The sequence below is a fragment of the Denitraticella aggregata genome, from assembly GCF_048158365.1.
Taxonomy (GTDB): Bacteria; Pseudomonadota; Gammaproteobacteria; order Burkholderiales; family Rhodocyclaceae; genus Azoarcus_F.
Map to the genome: position 1 here is coordinate 98,631 of NZ_JBLLNL010000002.1, position 16,290 is coordinate 114,920.

Genomic DNA, 16,290 nt, shown 5'->3' on the forward strand with positions numbered 1-16,290 from the left:
AGAGCAGCTCAGAACCCTTACCGGACTGGTCAGAAGATGAACTTTGTTGTCCCCGACTTCTACCCCGCAGCGGCCGAGATCTTCGTCGCGGTGATGGCGCTGGTGATCATGCTGGCGAGCACCTTCGCGCGCAGCATCGCACGCAGCCTTGCCTACTACCTGACGCAGGGCACCCTGCTGGTGGCGGCCGTGATCACGGTCGCGACGCTGGACGGCCAGGTGGTGCTGACCTTCAGCAACATGTTCGTGTCCGATCTGATGGGCGACTTCCTGAAGCTGCTGATCTACTTCGCGGTCGCGATCGGTCTGCTTTATGGACGCGGCTATCTTGCCGATCGCAGCATGGACCGACCCGAGTACTTCCTGCTCACGCTGCTGATGACGCTGGGCATGATGGTGATGGTCACGTCCAACCACATGCTGTCGATGTACATGGGGCTGGAGATGATGTCGCTGTCGCTGTACGCGATGGTGGCCTTCGACCGCGAGTCGGTCCGCTCGACCGAAGCGGCGATGAAGTACTTCGTGCTCGGTGCGCTCGCGTCCGGTCTGCTGCTGTACGGCATGTCGATGATCTACGGTGCGACCGGAAGCATGGAGTTCTCCGGCATCGCGCAGGCGATCTACCATCAGTCGGCGAACAAGACGGTGCTGGTGTTCGGGGTGGTGTTTCTGATGGCCGGCCTCGCTTTCAAGCTCGGGGTCGTGCCTTTCCACATGTGGGTGCCGGACGTCTATCAGGGCGCGCCGACCGCGGTCACGCTGATGATTGCGACCGCGCCGAAACTGGCCGCATTCGCGATGGCGATGCGCCTGCTGGTGTATGGCCTGTTCGAACTCGCCGAAGAGTGGCAGTCGATGATGATGTTCCTCGCGGTGGCGTCGATCATCCTCGGCAACTTCGCCGCGATCGCGCAGACCAATCTGAAACGCATGCTGGCGTACTCAGGCATTGCGCACATGGGCTTCGTGCTGCTCGGGCTGCTGTCGGGCGTGGTCGACGGCGATCGCAATTTCGCGCTCAATGCCTACAGCTCGGCGATGTTCTACGCGGTGTCCTACGTGATCATGAGCCTCGCTTCGTTCGGCATGATCATCCTGCTGTCGCGTGCCGGCTTCGAGGCCGAGAACATCGATGACTTCAAGGGTCTGAGCCGGCGCTCGCCGTGGTTCGCGCTGATGATGCTGATCATCATGTTCTCGATGGCCGGCGTGCCGTTCTTCATCGGTTTCTTCGCGAAGCTGTCGGTGCTGCAGGCGGTGATCGCCGCCGGCTACATCTGGCTGGCCGTGCTCGCGGTGGTGATGTCGCTGATCGGTGCGTTCTACTATCTGCGGGTGGTCAAGGTCATGTACTTCGATGCGCCGGAGGACAGTTCGCCGATCCATGCGCCGAGCGACGTGAGGGTCATGCTGTCGGCCAATGGCCTGGCGATCGCGGTTCTGGGCCTGCTGCCGCAGGGTCTGATGTCGTTGTGCGCGTATGCGCTGATCGCATCGCTGTGATTCGATGAAGCCTTGCGCAGGCGAAGGGTTCGCGGAGGTCGGCGCTCAGGGCCATCGTGACGACGATCCGCTGGCGGAGACGGTGCTTGCCTCGGAGAACGTCTTCCGCGGCGTGCTGCTCGACGTTCGTCGTGATCGGGTGCGACTTCCGGATGGCGCCGAGGCCATGCGCGAGTACATCCGGCACCCCGGTGCCGTCGTCGTGGCTGCGGTGCTCCCCGGCGGGCAACTGCTGTTCGAGCGGCAGTTCCGTTATCCACTCGGGCGCGCTTTCTTCGAGTTGCCGGCCGGCAAGATCGAACCGGGCGAGGACATCCTCGCCTGCGCGCAGCGCGAATTGCGCGAGGAGACCGGATACACCGCAGCGCGCTGGGAATACGTCGGCGTCATGCATCCGTGCATCGGCTATTCGGACGAGCGAATCGAGATCTTCCTGGCGCGTGAGCTCACCGAGGTCGGCCACGCGCGTGACGAGGGCGAATTCCTCGAAGTGCTGCCGTTCGACGCGAACGAGGCCGAACGGGCGGTGCACGATGGCCGGATCACCGACGGCAAGACGATCGCCGCGCTGTTCCGGTGCCTGCCGCGCCTGCGGGCCGAAGCGGCGCGTTGAGCGTCGTTCGGCCGAAAAGACCCGCCTGAAAGCTGCACCAAGCCCCTCTTTTCGTAGATTGCCAACCCATGTCATCGAACCTGCAAGCATTGCTGGCACAGGAACCGCATCGTCAGCTCACCATCGGTGCGGTCGAGATCACGCTGCTGGGCACCGCACATGTATCCCCTGCGAGCGCCCGGACCGTCACCGCGTTGATCGATGCCGGTCATTTCGACACCGTCGCAATCGAACTGTGCGCCAGTCGTCAGCGCGCAATGGTCGATCCGGGGGCGATGGGGAAGCTGGATCTTTTCAGCGTGATTCGCTCCGGCAAGGTGCCGATGGTGGCTGCGAGCCTCGCGCTCGGCGCCTTCCAGCAGCGGTTGGCCGACCAGTACGGAATCGAGCCGGGCGCCGAGATGCGCGCCGCGATCGACGGTGCGCTCGATCGCGGCCTCACGCTGGCGCTGATCGACCGCGAGATCGGTCTCACGCTGCGACGTGCCTACAAGGCGGTGCCATGGTGGCAGCGGACCGAACTGATCGCAGGTCTGTTCGCGGGCGTGATGAGCAAGGACAAGATAGCCGAGAGCGAAATCGAGAAGCTGAAGGAGGGCGACGTACTCGAATCGACCTTCAGTGAGTTCGCCGAACAGTCCGAAGCGATCTACGGCCCGGTGATCGACGAGCGTGACCGCTACATGGCAGCGCGCCTGCAGCAGATCGTCGACGAAGGCCGTGCGCGCAAGGTGCTGGCGGTGGTCGGCGCCGGTCATCTGAAAGGCATCACGCGCTACCTGGAGACGCGCACGGAATCCCCCGCCGAGACGTTGCGAGAACTGGAACAGTCCCCGCCCAAGGCGCGCTGGCCCAAGGTGCTGCCCTGGGTCATCATTGGCGTGATCCTGGCCGGCTTCGTGTTCGGATTCACGCGCAACACCCAATTGGGTTACCAGATGGTAGTCGACTGGATTCTGATCAATGGAGGACTGGCCGCAATCGGCGGCATCATTGCGCTGGCGCATCCGCTGACCATCCTGGCCGCGGCCCTCGGCGCCCCCTTGACTTCGCTGAACCCGACGATAGGCATCGGCTTCGTCACCGCCGCGGTCGAACTCTATCTGCGCAAACCGCAGGTCAGCGATTTCGCAACGCTGCGCCGCGACGTGACCGAACTCAAGGGCTGGTGGAAGAACCGGGTGTCACGCGTGCTGCTGGTGTTTCTGCTGACCACGCTGGGGTCGGCGATGGGCACCTACATCGGCGGCGCGCGCATCTTCGGACGGTTGTTCGGCGGCGGCTGAAACCCGACGGACAGACGCCAGGCGCTTGCACGTCCGGCGTCCATCGTTCGTCCCGGGCTTTAGAAGCTGCGACCGCGCCATGATTTGATCGGCTTCATCCGCGATGGGGCTTGACTGCGGAGCTGGATGTCATTCAGGCCTGGTTTCGATCCGCTACATATGCGTCAGCGCGGATCCTGCGGTCGCCCGTCGGTCGCCGTGCAGACCCATCCAGAATGTCGCGATAGAGCGCCGCCAGTCGGTTCGCCATGGCCGCCGAACTCCAGTTCTGGCTGAAGGTTTTCGCGTCACCGGCGAGGCGTCGGTGCAGGTCGTGATCCTGCAGCAGCGTGTGCAGTGCGGTGGCGAAACCGTCTACGTCGTCCGGCGCGACGATCGCACCCTGCTGCGGCAAGAGGATGTCGCGGGTCCCCATCTCGGCCAGAGCTACGACCGGCAATCGGGCGGCCATCGCCTCGATCAGCACCAGGCCCTGGGTCTCGGTCCTGGATGCGAACACGAACGCGTCGGCCGCCGCGTAGCAGTCCGGCAGTTCGGTATGGCGATCGAGATAGCCGACAAAGCGAAGGTTTCCGGTCAGGCCCTTGCGCTTCGCGTCGCGTTCGAGCGGGGCCCGGGCGGGCCCCTCGCCCGCGATCATCAGCATGAAGTCTGGCATTCTGGCGCGCATCGTCGCGGTGACGTCGAGCAGGAAACCGATGTTCTTTTCGTGCGCGACCCGGCCGACGAACAGCGCCAGTGGCGCGTGCTCCGCAATGGCGTGGCGCGCGCGAAAACGTCGTCGGTCGCCACCTTCGAAGTCGTCGAGCGGAATGCCGGTCGGCAGGATCTCGACCGGTCGGTGGATGCCGTACGCGAGCAGGCGCTCGCGCATCGCGCTCGACGGCACGACGATGCGATCCATCGCATTGCATTGCGCGCGTGAGAAACGCCGGGCGACGTACTTCAGCAGCTTCGCAGGCAGCATCGGGGCGTAGTGGTGCAGATATTCCTCGAACAGCGTGTGGTAGGTGAGCATCACCGGCAGGTGGTTTGCGGTTGCCGCGGCCAGTCCTGCGTAATGGGCGACGAAGGGCGTCTGGATATGCACCAGATCGCATCTTGCGGCCGCGTCGCGGGTGCGGCGATGCATCTCGCGCCAGTTGAGCAGTCTGTCTTCGGGATCACGCGGCACAGGGCGCCCCGGAACGCGGATGATGCCGGGTGTGTTCGGCTCCGAGCCGTAGCGTGGCGCGACCACGGTCACATCGACCCCGAAATCGGGCAGTGCTCTGACGAAGGTTTCGATCGATGTCGATACGCCATTCACGCGCGGGAAATACACATCGGATACCATCAGAACGCGCAGTTGGGTCATCGGGGTGTCGCCGTCATGGATGCGTGGAAGCGAGTGGCGCCTGAGGTGCGCGGTGGGGCGGGTCGGTATTCGTCGCGGTCGATGACCCTGACTCAAGTATCGAGCCTCGCATGCGAAGGTTGCGCTGACGTTAAGGGCGATCCCGCACGACATGCGGTACAGGGGCGATCCGGCGCCGATGGTGAGCAGTTGTCTGAAAGGCCCGTGGCCGGGCCGGGAGGGAAGTGATGTTCGGGAGTACCGATCGCCTGGTGGTTTTCGATGCGGACGGCACGCTGATCGACGCGTTCAGCGCGATCGACGAGACTTTCGCCGCGCATGGCATGCGCATCGGTGATCTCGATCGCTTCCAGAAGCGACGCGCACTGTTCAAGTATCTCGGTGGTCTGCGGGAGTTTCCGGGCAATCTGCGCAAGCAGTTCGGCAAGCGCCGGCGTAAGGATCTGCTCGATACGCTGACCGACGTCTACCGCGAGCGCGCGCGCATCTATCCCGGTCTCGCGGATCTGCTCAATGCGCTGATTGCGGCTCCGGGCATCCGGGTCGGGCTGGTCAGCCGAAATGTGACCAATGAGCCCGACGTTACGCTGAAGCGCCTGTTCGAGCGCAGTGGCATCGATTCGGCCGGCCTGGATTTCACCGCGTGCATTGCACTGCGCGACAGCAAGGCGCCGTTCTTTCGGCAGGCGCGCAATAAGTTCGACATCAACCCGGCGCGTGCCTACGCGTGCGGGGACGAGCACAAGGACTTCGTCGCGGCCACCGCCACCGGCATGCATCCGTTCATCGTGTCATACGGTTTCGAGGGCTTCGAGCGTCTGACGGCGCGCTTCGAGGTGCCCGAGGACGTGATCTCCCGAACGCCGGAGGAACTGAGCGCACGCGTGCGGCATGCCCTGGATCTGGGTTGAATCGGCGCGGAGGCGGTCGGCCTGGGCGCGAGTCAGGACGGGCCGTCCCTTCGGGCAGGCCGCAACCGGTCAGTGACGGCCGTCTCGACCCGCCTCGGGAAACGCTCCTGCGTGACGGTGAACACAGGCCGGTGGCACCAGACCCAGCACCGGCAACGGGCTGGACGCCAGCGCAAAATTGCCGAAGCGCTTGTCGGCCGTGATCTCGGGCCCGAGCCACGGCGGACATTGAACCGGTTGCGCAGCATGCATCAGTTCGACCTCGGCGATGACCAGACCGGCATGGCGGCCATGGAACATGTCGACCTCGAACGCATGTCGCCCGAAGGGCACCACATGCCGCGTCTTTTCGACGACGCGCCCAGAACAGTAACGTGCGAGGATCTCGCGGGCATCGGGAAGCGGAATCGGGTATTCATATTCGTCGCGGGCGATGCCAATGCTCGGACCCTTGAGGGTCAGGAAGGCGCGCTCGCCACGTATGCGGACGCGGGTCGTCATCGCGCCGGCTTCCTTCGCGACATAACCCTGCAAGATCCGCTCGCCACGGCATCCGGCGAGGAAGTGGGTGTCCAGAACGAGGAATCGTCGTTCGATCTCTTGAGCCATGGGCCGCCGCGTCATTTGAATTTGGACGAAGCGGATTCTAACAAACGGAGTCGAAGGCTGTGCTAAGAATCGTTTATGAGCGCATGAGCATCCGGATCGCTCTGTCATGGCCAGGATGCTGCAATGAAGACGCAATCTGCAGACGCTAAGCTTTGGGGCTTATCGTAAGCATGGAGGCGGATCGTGACGGTCAAGAGCAAGATTGTTCTCGCCCTGGGTGAGCAGGCCATCGCGTTGCCGGCGCTGGTCAATGGTGCGCTGGCGGCCAATGATCGTCTCAAGTACCGTTTCGCGCTGCTGCAGGCGGCCCGAATGCACGCCAGGCGTCCCGAGTTGCCGTTCTCTGGACTGCGCGGCGAGCGCCTGGCCAGCGGCGTGGAGCCGGCTGAGCTGGATGCGGCGGTCGGGGCGACGGTGGCCGAGTCGGATGGCTACCGCATACCGAATGCGGAACTCATCTATGCAGGTATCTTCGAGGACATGCAGGCCATGCTCGCGCCGTTCGCTTCGGTCGGCGACGAAGCCGAGTTCGCATCCGCGGGGGAGCTTTCCCGGCGGCTGGAGCGGCTGCTCGAGCGCCTGGTACCGCCCCGGGACGACTGGGTGGACGAGGATGCGATCGCGACGATCACGTCCGGCGACCGCAGTGCCGGTGACAGCCTTCATCTGGTGGTCATGGATGCGCACAAGTCGCTCAACACGATGCAGAACTGGCTGGCCGCAGAGCATGTCGACGGCGCCGCGGTCTATGGTATCGCTGCGGACGACCGGGAGCTGGTGCGTGCGTTCATGGCCGGCATCCATCGCACCGCGCCGCTGAAGTTCGAGCATCCCGGTCTGGGCACCACCGCGACCCGCTCCGGCGACGTACTGGTGATCCAGAACGACATCGGCACCACCGACGCGCACGTGCTGGTCGTGCATGTGCGCGAGGATTCGGTCAGCGTGACCTACACCGACGTGCATCTGCAGCGCCTGCTGTTCTTCCAGGGCATGTTCCGGGGCTGGAAGGTCGAATGGGAGGATGCGCGCTCGCGTGCCGACCAGAGCATGGAGGACGGCGTCTATCATCTGTGCGTCGGCCGCCATGTCGCGCGCGACCGTGCCGGGATGCTTCAGTTTCTGCAGATGCTCGGATCCAGGCTGGTGTTCCTGATCGACTGGAACAAGGCGCGCAAGCAGATCAAGGTCTTCCTGCCCAAGAACGAGGCCCGCGAACTGCTCGCATGGGCCGCTGCCAACGATCTGGGCCATATGGCGTTCCTGCGCTGCGGCGGGCAGCAGATGCTGTTCGAGACGCTGGAGCTGGTCGGTCGGGGCGCGTTTCGCTACGGCGAACAGCTCTACCAGATCATCGGCCTGGAGCGCGCGCGCGAGTTTCTGCAGTTTGCGCTGCGCATCTGCAGCCAGGCGATGCTCGCCGGCAGACCGGTCGAACTAGTGCGGGACGAACTGCGTGCCGAACTGTTCGGCAACTTCCGCAGCGCCGAGCAGGGTCTGTTCGATCTCCTCGTCGAACATGCGTCATATACGGTCGAGATCGCGTCCTGTCTGCGCGATGGCTGGCTGCAACTGGAGTCTGCCGATTTCGATCGGTTGATGGGCATTCATTCGCGGCGGGCAAAGTTCTGGGAGCGCCGCGCCGACGAACTCGTGATTCGCGTGCATGAGGCGGGCGGACAGGTCGAGGAGGCCGAAACGCTGCTCGACATCATACGCTGCGCGGACGACGTACCGGACGAGCTGGAGGAGGCTGCGTTTCATTGCACGCTGATTCCGGGTCGGCTCGACGTGCACGTGGCCATCGGTCCGCTCGCTTCACTGCATGGACTGACCTTGTCGGCGACGCAGGAGTACCTGAAGGCCCTGATCGCGGCGCGCGTGCTGCGGCGGGGCATGTCACGCGAGGACATGCAGGACTTTCTCGAGGCGGTGCATCGCGTCGTCGACTTCGAGAAGATGGCCGACGACACGCTGCGACAGGTTCGCCACGCATTGCTCGCGGAGCCGATCGAGTCGCGCCAGCTCTACGTGCTCGACGCGATCGCGGCGAACCTGGAGCGCGCGACCGACGCGCTGATGCATTGCGTGCAACTGTTGCGTGACCAGGTGCTTGCGCGCGTTGCGGCATGAGGAGAACGGATATGGACGAATTCAATCTGGCCGACGAGATCTTTCATTTCGGCGCGGGTGCACCGACGCCGACCGGGTCGCCGGACACGCTCGGATTCAAGGCCTGGAACCTTGCGCGCATGGCCGGTGCCGGCATGCGGGTACCGCCGGCCTTCGTGCTGTCGACTGCATGGTGCCGTGCGTGGCGTGAGCAACACCATCGGGCTTCAGGGCTCGAGGCGGTGCTGGCCGATCATGTGCGACGCCTGGAGCAGCGTACCGGCCGGTTCTTCGGCGGCACCAGGCGCCCGCTGCTGGTATCGGTGCGCTCGGGCGCGCCGGTGTCGATGCCCGGCATGATGGAAACGCTGCTCGACATCGGGCTGTGCGATGCGACTGCGGACGGCCTGCTACGCGCGACCGGCAACCCGCGACTGGTGTGGGATTCGTATCGCCGCCTGATCAAGAGCTATGCCGAGGTGGTTTTCGCGCTGTCGCCGAACGCGTTCGAACAGTTGGTCGAGCCGCATCTGGCCGTGGCTGGCGTGACTACCCCTGCCGAACTCGATTTCCATGCGCTGCGCGAGATCACGCGCGAGAGCCTGGACCTGTTCCGGCGGCTGACCGGGCGCGACTTTCCGCAGTCGCCCAAGGATCAGTTGCTGCGGGCCACCGAAGCGGTGTTCGACTCCTGGGAGAGCGACAAGGCGGCCAGCTTTCGCCGCCTGAACGACATTCCGGACGATCTCGGCACTGCGGTGACGGTGCAGATGATGGTGTTCGGCAACGGCGGCGGCACGTCCGGTTCAGGCGTTGCGTTCACCCGGGACCCGGCCACCGGCGAAAAGCGCCTCTACGTTGATTTCCAGTTCAACGCTCAGGGTGAGGACGTGGTGTCCGGTCGCCACGCCCTGGGCGAGGCCGACCTGCTCGCGCAACGCCTGCCGTCGGTGGCCACCGAGGTGCAGGAGGTCGCGACCTTGTTGGAAGCGGAGTTCGGCGACATGCAGGAGTTCGAGTTCACGGTCGAGGACGGCGTGCTGTATTTGCTACAGAGTCGGACCGGCAAGCGCACCCCCTGGGCAGCGGTCGTGATCGTGGTCGAGCAGGCGAAGGAAGGCCTGATCACGCCCGGCGAAGCGATTGCGCGACTGGACGGAATCGATGCGGAGACCGTGGTGCGGCGACGCCGCGCAACCACGCCCGACCAGGCGCCACTCGCGCGGGCGCTGTCCACCGGCCCGGGCGTGGTCAGCGGCTGTATCGCGCTGTCGGTCGAGCGCGCGCGCGAAATGCATGCCGCCGGACAGCCGGTGATCCTGGTGCGCGACGACATCGCGACAGGCGACATCGAGGGCATCGCGATCGCCGACGGCATTGTGACCGCGATGGGCGGGCGTACGTCCCATGCGGCCGTCGTCGCGCGCCAGATGAACAAGGTTTGCCTGGTGGGCTGTTCTGCGCTGCAATGTGACGATCAGTATGCGCGAGCGCGCTTCGGCGGCGAGACCCTGGCCGAAGGTGATGTGATCACGCTGGACGGCGACGCCGGAAAGGTGTGGTCGGGTGAGGTCTCGACCATCGTCGAACGTCCCGACGCGTGGCTCGCCGAGTTGCGGCGCTGGAAGTCCGGCGACGCCGTTGTCACTGCAGCGTCGTCGCGAGCCTGACCCACCGGAACCGAGCGACTCTGGGTCGATCGACGCGTGGGGTGGTAAACCGCGTGTGATGCGCAGCGCTACTGGGAGAGATTGAGGTTGCCGATGCCGTCCTGGCCCTGGATCAGGAAGACGCCGCGTTTGAGCGTGTCCTTGCACGGCGCGAGACGCCGACCCTCGTAGTGGATCGTGACGTCCGACAAGCCCTCGCGCGGCGGATCGTACTGCAGCGTCAGGTCGCCCTGAAAGTTGTACTGGAAGTCTCCGCCGAACTCGCCACGCATGGTGACGGTTCCGGAATCGTCTGCGCAACTCGCGCTGAAGTGTTTGGTCAGGCGATCCTGCCGCCAGCTCTGGCCTGCACAGTCGGGAACCGACACGCTCGGGTGCGCCAGCGGTTGGTCGGCGTCCTTCTCCACGCAGAAATGAAAGTCTCGAACCGTGTCCGGAACACCGTTGACGACCGCGCTCATCTGCCACAGGCCCGGCATGCGCAGGGGTTTGTCGACCGACGTTTCGGCCAGGGACGGACTGCTCACGATTAGCAGCGCAACGGCGAACGCTATACGCATCATGTACCTCGAAAGACCTGGGTTGGACAGCCTGGAAGGCCATTCGATCATGGCTTGGGGCGGTGTGCAATGATGCGGATCAAGACGCCTGGAAGCGGCATGGTGAGCGCCTTCTACTGCGGGAAGGTGCGTCGATACAGCTCCTCGCTCGCGAACGCGAGCAGCGGCAGAGCTGGGATCAGCAGTGGCGTCAGCATCGCGGATATCAGGATCACGACCGCGAGCAGCACGGCCCAGGCGAAATGGGTGGTCGGGCTCATGAACACCGCACGCACGCTGGCGCTGATCGCGGTGACCAGGGAGGCGCGGCGCTGCAGCAGCAACGGCACCGAATAGGCGCTGATGCAGAACACGATCAGCGCGAAGACCGCACCCATCGTGAAGGCGCCGAGCTTGAAGCGCAGCAGTGCTTCGGTCAGCGGCACAATGGTCACCCATTCGCTGGCGGTGTCGCCCACCATGAAGCTGTAAAGGATGCCGGCATCGGTCATCCAGATCACGAACAGCAGGATGCACACCAGCGACAGTCCGACCAGCCCGCGCGGCGCGCTGCCCAGGCCACGCACGACATCCCGCAATGCGGGTTTGCGCTGCTCGCGCAGCGCGGCGGTGATGCCGAAGAATCCCGACAGGATGACCGGTCCGACCAGCAGGAATCCGCCAGCGAGCGCCCAGCTCATGGGCGCAAGCCCCAGGCCGATCGCACCGGAGATCAGCACGGTGCCGATCACGCTGAAGATGGCCGCAAAGCCCATGCTCAGCATCGGTGCGAGTCTGAACGACGCCCACCCTGCGGACAGCGATGCGATCAGATCACGGCGTGATACAGGGACGGGTTGTGGGCGTGTGGGGTCCATCACGCAGCTCCGGCGGTGGATGAACCCCGATGGTCATGTCATCGCGTGCCACGTGTCCATGATCCAGATCATGTTTTCGTTACGTCTCTAGGTGCCGCTGATCCTGCGTCGCGTGGATCTCGGCCGCGTCGGTTGCGCCTCTGCGATGCGCGCGTCCATCGCCTGCGTGATCGCTACGCTCGCGTCCGCAAGGCTTTCGGCTGAATGCTCGGTTGCGTCGACGACCACATCCAGGGTCTGTGCGGCGAACTCGGTCCCGTGCGGCGACCATTGCTGCAGGCGCTCGAGTGTCTCGTGCGCATTGCGCTGAGCGATCTGCATCTGGGCCTCGGCCAGGCGCATCCACTGCGAGTAATGCTCGGTGAATATGTGAAACGACCTGTGCAGGTAGTGATGCGTGTGTTCCGGTATCTGCAGGTCGACGGGCTGTCCGTCGGCGAGGGCGAGCGACCACTGGTGGTGTGCGGTCACGCGATTGTGCAGCGTTTCCAGCGACAACCGGCCGAACGCCTCGGCGGCCTCGAGGGCCAGCATGCCGGCCTGTCTGACGATGCCCAGCGTCTCGGCATCGCGCTGATGGACCAATTCACGGTAGGACATGATCGTGTCTCCTGTGAGAGTGACGCTCCGATCATGCACGTTACATGTTACACGCGTTTGAATCCGCCTGAACGGTGGCCGCTGCGTCGATCTGTTCGCACCGATCGATCTGCCTTGGTCGTCGCACCTTCGCTTCCTTGGCGTGGTTCTTCATGTGCAGCTTCCACGCGACGCCGAGCAGGTTGTCCCCATAGGAGATGGCTTTTCGCGGCAACGCGAGTGGGTCGTCGCCCAGGCTCGCGGAAGCGCGGACGCAGGTCGTCGCGCTTGCATAGCCCGCCGCTGCAACCGCGTCGAGGCAGCGCAGATCATGGCTGCCGTAGGGGTAGCAGAAGTGATTGATTCGCTGCCCGAGCACATCCTCGATCTGGGTTTTGCAATCGCGAACTTCGCTGCGGATGCGCGCGGTATCATGCTCTGCGAGCTTCGCATGACTGACCGTGTGTGCGCCGAAGGTGCAGCCCTCGCTGGCAAGCTGCCGGATGCGTGCGCCCGACATCAACGGCGGCGTATCGCGACCGTCGGCAGCAAACCAGCTCGATGGACGGCCGATCAGCCCAGAGATGAGATAGACGGTTGCGGGGAAGCGATGGCTCCTGAGGATCGGCCACGCGTGCTCGGCGAAGTTCTCGTAACCATCGTCGAAGGTCAGTGCAACCGCACGTGGTGGTGTGGTCCTGTGGCCGGTCACGCAGGCGAGCACCTGGTCCATCGACAGCACCGTGTAGCCGTGGCGTGCCAGCCAGCCCATCTGCGCCCTGAACCGTTCCACACGGCAGTATGTCGAGCGATGAAGGTTCATTGTCCGGTTCAGCTTCGGGAACGGACCGATCTGGTGATACATCATGATACTGATCGATAGCGATCGGACAGTGGCCTCGAGATGGCGGGTCATGATCATGCTCGGGCAAGCGCGCGGTAAAGCTCGCGATAGCGCGACACGACGGCCGATTCCGTGAACTCGTGCGCGACCCGGTGCGCTCCGTGCTTGGCCAGTTCGCTGCGTAGCGCATCGTCGGTCAGCGCGTACACGATCGCATCGGTGAGGGCCTCGGAGTCGTCGCAGGGGACGACGATCCCGTCTTCACCTTGTCTGATCAGTTCCCGGGCGCCGCGAAAGGCTGTGGCAACAAGGGGTCTGCGATGGCTCCAGGCTTCCAGGATCACGTTGCCGAGCGTCTCCTCTTCGCGCGAAGGAAAGATCACCAGATCGGCCGCCTGGAACCATCGGTCCGGCGACTGCGTCCAGCCGGCCCATACGATACGGTCACCCAGATCGAGACCACGTGCCTGGTGCTCGAGTCGTCCGCGCAACGGACCGTCGCCCAAGAGCACGAGGCGCGCACGTCGGCCCGCAATCGTGCGGGGCAACCGCGCGATCGCCTTAAGCAGTTCCGCATGACCCTTGACCGGGACGAAACGGGCCGGGTGCAGGAGCATCCAATCGTCGGTCAGACCGATCGACGCCCGTAATTCGGCGTTTTCCCGCGCCGACGCGATCGTCGCCGGTTCGGCGAAGTTCGGAATGTGGAACACCCGAGCGGCGGGGAAACCTTCGTGAACCATCCAGTCGCACAATCCCTGTGTATTGCCGACCCAAGCATGCGCATGGCGGAACGCGTGAAGCCCGTAATAGCCGCCCAGCCGCGCGACATGGATCTTGCCGGAGGTGCGCGACAGCCGTGTGAGCCGAGAGGCGCGTCCCATGTAGGTCTGCACGATCGGCGCGTCACAGCGTGCAGCGGTCCGGCTGACCTGTCCGCGCGATATCGGGTCCCATACGGTACGCATCGGCAGGCTCATCGTGTCGATGCCGTCGAGATGGTGACGGGACAGGTCGCTGCCGGTGCGCACCAGCGCTCTCACCGGATCTCCGGCGCGTTGAAGCGCACGGACGAAACGCGCGAACCACCGCTCGGCGCCGCCCATCTCGCGGCTAGCTATGACGTGCAGTGAGCCCACCGGCACGCTTCATCTCCCAGTTCAGGATGCAGTCCTGATAAACGGCGAGATTGCCATCGACCATTGCGTCGATGGAGAACTCGCGCTCGATCCGTCTTCGCCCTGCGCGACCCATTCTGTCGCGCATCGCCTTGTCGCCGAGCAGGGTGCGCAGCGCCCAGCCGACATGGACGGGATCTCCCGGCGGGCTCAGCAGGCCGGTGACGCCGTCCTCGACCGCTTCGGGCAGGCCGCCCGCGCGACTCGCAACGACCGGTACGCCGGCGGCCGCGGCCTGTAGCAGCGCGATCCCGAGGCCCTCCATGTCGGCGGGGTGGGCGAGCACGTCCAGGCCACCGATCCAGCGCGCGAGGTCGCGCCGGAAGCCGACCAGCCGGACGCGATGTTCGAGTCCGCGTACGCTGATGCTCGCGCGAAGTTCGGCCTCCATCGGTCCCTGTCCGAACATCAGCACATGGACGTTCGGGAACTCGCCGAGCACCGACGGCAAGGCGTCCAAAAGGTGGCGATGCCCTTTGCGCCTGATCAACTGCGCGATCATGCCGATTGTGAGTGCATCCTCCGGCAAACCGAACTCGGTCAGAAATGCTGACCGGTCGACTGCTGCAGTCCAGCCCGACGCGTCGATCGCGCTGCGTACCGTGCTCACCTTGTGGTCAGGCACGCCCTCGTTTATGAGGATGTCCCGGATCCCGTCAGAGATTGTGATGACCTGATCGAACAGCGAATACTTCAGGGCCGCAAGCGTTGGCGATTCCGGATTGTCCACGCGGCGCGACAGCACGCAGGGAAGGCCAGCCATGCTGGCGGCCACGCCACCCCACAGGTCTGCGCCACGACGGCTGTGAAGATGCACGACATCCGGATCGAGTCTGCGCATGTGCTTGCTCAGCCTGAAAACCATGCCAATGTCCGCATCGCCGTTCATCGGCATCTCGACGATCTCGGCGAAAGGGGCTGCGGCGCGTGCGATCTCGCTGCCGGTCGGACAGGCCAATACGTTGTGTATACCCCGTCGACGCAACCCCTCGATGATCAGGACGACTTGCAGCGCCCCACCGTAGAAGTGCTTGCCCGCTTCTACATGCAGGACTGTCAGATTGCGAGTTGGCATCGTATGCTCCGAAGTGTGGTTGGCTCGGAAGTGGAGAACGGGGGACGGGGTATCGTGTCTGCGCAGGAACGCTCACCGAGCAGTACGCCGACTTCGTCCATGACGTGATCGGGCGTGATGTCCGTCAGACAGGTGAAGGCACCCCCGCAGGTCGGACGCCTCCTGCATGGCGAGCAGGCGAGGCCCAGCCAGATCGGACGAACGTTTGTCCGGACCGGATCGAGATAGGGACGGGTCGAACCGAAGATGGCCACGGTGGGCCGGTCGAAGCCTATGCCCATGTGCGTCAGCCCGGTGTCGACGCCGATGACGATGGAGGCCCGGGACACGATCGCTGCACTGTCGCGCAGGCTCGTCTTACCGGTCAGGTCGATCAGACCGTTGTCCGGGGCAGCGATGCGCGCAGCGGCAGCGATGTCCGCCGGGCCGCCGAGCAGTACCGTGGCCAGACCGAGTTCGTCGCGCAGGCTTGTCGCGACCCTTCGCCAACCGTCCTCTCGCCAGTGCTTCTGCGGGCGCGTAGTGAAGGGTGCGAGCACCGCATAGGCCTGTTTATCCAGATCGAGTGCTTGCAGTCTGGCGAACGTATCGGACACCGCCTGTGGGGCCAGATGCAGTCGTGGTGCGAAGTCACCCGCCGGGAGTCCGAGGTGCTCGGCCAGATGCCGGTATTCGGCGCTGATCCGCAGATGCACGCCTTTCTTCGGAACGACCTCCGTCATCAGCCAACGGCTGCCCTCGAAACCGCCCAGCGCGATGCGTGTCGGTGCCCCGGACAGTCTCGCAAGCACGCCGCTCTTGAGCAGGCCTTGCAGGTCGAGTACGGTGTCGAAGCGCTGTTGCCGCAGTGTGCGGACGAAATCGGTCACGGCCCTCGCCAGCGCTATCAGGCGACCGCTGCGCGCCAGCCGGATCCATTCGGATTTCGACCAGGTCAGTACCGCGTCGACGTCGGGATCGTCGGCGATCAGCGCTTCCAGGCCGGGTTCGAGCAGCCAGACGATATGCGCGTTCGCATGTGCTCGGCGCAGACAATGCGCGATCGGCGACGCGAACACGATGTCGCCGATGGCCGAACTTCGAATGATGAGGATGCGCTTCACGTCGTGCCGGTTCTTGATTTTTCGCGAGCC

Annotated in this window: 15 protein-coding genes; 6 read left to right on the top strand and 9 right to left on the bottom strand. The window is 64.5% G+C overall.

What is annotated here, in order from left to right:
* Positions 1–36: 36 nt before the first annotated feature.
* The 3 genes from nuoN to ACKVEX_RS03845 all read left to right on the top strand — a co-directional run bounded on the left by nuoN (position 37) and on the right by ACKVEX_RS03845 (position 3,405).
* Positions 37–1,506 carry an NADH-quinone oxidoreductase subunit NuoN gene (gene nuoN / locus ACKVEX_RS03835; RefSeq protein ID WP_473214369.1) on the top strand — a complete coding sequence of 490 codons (1,470 nt, stop codon included), beginning with the start codon at positions 37–39 and terminating at the stop codon, positions 1,504–1,506.
* Positions 1,507–1,510: 4 nt separating this feature from the next.
* On the top strand, positions 1,511–2,119 hold the full coding sequence (locus tag ACKVEX_RS03840) for an NUDIX domain-containing protein (RefSeq protein ID WP_473214370.1): 609 nt from the start codon (positions 1,511–1,513) through the stop codon (positions 2,117–2,119).
* 68 nt (positions 2,120–2,187) lie between these two features.
* Positions 2,188–3,405: a TraB/GumN family protein gene (locus ACKVEX_RS03845; protein ID WP_473214371.1), complete on the top strand. Its 1,218-nt coding sequence runs from the start codon at positions 2,188–2,190 to the stop codon at positions 3,403–3,405.
* Positions 3,406–3,538: 133 nt separating this feature from the next.
* Here ACKVEX_RS03845 and ACKVEX_RS03850 read toward each other — a convergent pair whose 3' ends face one another.
* Positions 3,539–4,762: a glycosyltransferase gene (locus ACKVEX_RS03850; RefSeq protein ID WP_473214372.1), complete on the bottom strand. Its 1,224-nt coding sequence runs from the start codon at positions 4,760–4,762 to the stop codon at positions 3,539–3,541.
* A gap of 227 nt (positions 4,763–4,989) precedes the next feature.
* Here ACKVEX_RS03850 and ACKVEX_RS03855 point away from each other — a divergent pair, with 227 nt between their 5' ends.
* Positions 4,990–5,673 carry an HAD family hydrolase gene (locus ACKVEX_RS03855; RefSeq protein WP_473214373.1) on the top strand — a complete coding sequence of 228 codons (684 nt, stop codon included), beginning with the start codon at positions 4,990–4,992 and terminating at the stop codon, positions 5,671–5,673.
* A gap of 69 nt (positions 5,674–5,742) precedes the next feature.
* Here the strand turns inward: ACKVEX_RS03855 and ACKVEX_RS03860 are convergent, their stop codons facing one another.
* The gene (locus ACKVEX_RS03860) at positions 5,743–6,282 is read right to left on the bottom strand and encodes a CYTH domain-containing protein (RefSeq protein ID WP_473214374.1); all 540 of its coding nucleotides are present in this window, start codon (positions 6,280–6,282) and stop codon (positions 5,743–5,745) included.
* Between the two features lie 183 nt (positions 6,283–6,465).
* On the opposite strand from ACKVEX_RS03860, the gene ACKVEX_RS03865 reads away from it, so the two are divergent.
* Both ACKVEX_RS03865 and ACKVEX_RS03870 read left to right on the top strand, forming a co-directional pair.
* A complete protein-coding gene (locus tag ACKVEX_RS03865) occupies positions 6,466–8,415 on the top strand; it encodes a hypothetical protein (RefSeq protein WP_473214375.1) in 1,950 nt (649 codons plus the stop codon).
* Between the two features lie 11 nt (positions 8,416–8,426).
* Complete coding sequence (locus ACKVEX_RS03870; protein ID WP_473214376.1) at positions 8,427–10,064, top strand: PEP/pyruvate-binding domain-containing protein; 1,638 nt, start codon at positions 8,427–8,429, stop codon at positions 10,062–10,064.
* Positions 10,065–10,132: 68 nt separating this feature from the next.
* Here ACKVEX_RS03870 and ACKVEX_RS03875 read toward each other — a convergent pair whose 3' ends face one another.
* From ACKVEX_RS03875 to ACKVEX_RS03905, 7 genes are all read right to left on the bottom strand, one after another.
* Positions 10,133–10,627 carry a DUF3617 domain-containing protein gene (locus ACKVEX_RS03875; RefSeq protein ID WP_473214377.1) on the bottom strand — a complete coding sequence of 165 codons (495 nt, stop codon included), beginning with the start codon at positions 10,625–10,627 and terminating at the stop codon, positions 10,133–10,135.
* Between the two features lie 110 nt (positions 10,628–10,737).
* Positions 10,738–11,481, bottom strand: coding sequence for a DUF2189 domain-containing protein (locus ACKVEX_RS03880; RefSeq protein WP_473214378.1), 744 nt, complete (start codon positions 11,479–11,481; stop codon positions 10,738–10,740).
* Between the two features lie 87 nt (positions 11,482–11,568).
* Positions 11,569–12,081 (bottom strand): hypothetical protein, encoded by a 513-nt coding sequence (locus ACKVEX_RS03885; RefSeq protein WP_473214379.1) that lies wholly within the window; start codon positions 12,079–12,081, stop codon positions 11,569–11,571.
* A gap of 40 nt (positions 12,082–12,121) precedes the next feature.
* Positions 12,122–12,976: a polysaccharide deacetylase family protein gene (locus ACKVEX_RS03890; RefSeq protein WP_473214380.1), complete on the bottom strand. Its 855-nt coding sequence runs from the start codon at positions 12,974–12,976 to the stop codon at positions 12,122–12,124.
* Positions 12,977–12,978: 2 nt separating this feature from the next.
* Positions 12,979–14,049 carry a glycosyltransferase gene (locus ACKVEX_RS03895; protein ID WP_473214381.1) on the bottom strand — a complete coding sequence of 357 codons (1,071 nt, stop codon included), beginning with the start codon at positions 14,047–14,049 and terminating at the stop codon, positions 12,979–12,981.
* Positions 14,018–15,157: a glycosyltransferase family 4 protein gene (locus ACKVEX_RS03900; protein WP_473214382.1), complete on the bottom strand. Its 1,140-nt coding sequence runs from the start codon at positions 15,155–15,157 to the stop codon at positions 14,018–14,020. Before ACKVEX_RS03900 ends, ACKVEX_RS03895 begins: the two co-directional genes overlap by 32 nt.
* Positions 15,139–16,260, bottom strand: coding sequence for a glycosyltransferase family 9 protein (locus ACKVEX_RS03905; protein WP_473214383.1), 1,122 nt, complete (start codon positions 16,258–16,260; stop codon positions 15,139–15,141). Before ACKVEX_RS03905 ends, ACKVEX_RS03900 begins: the two co-directional genes overlap by 19 nt.
* Positions 16,261–16,290: the final 30 nt, after the last annotated feature.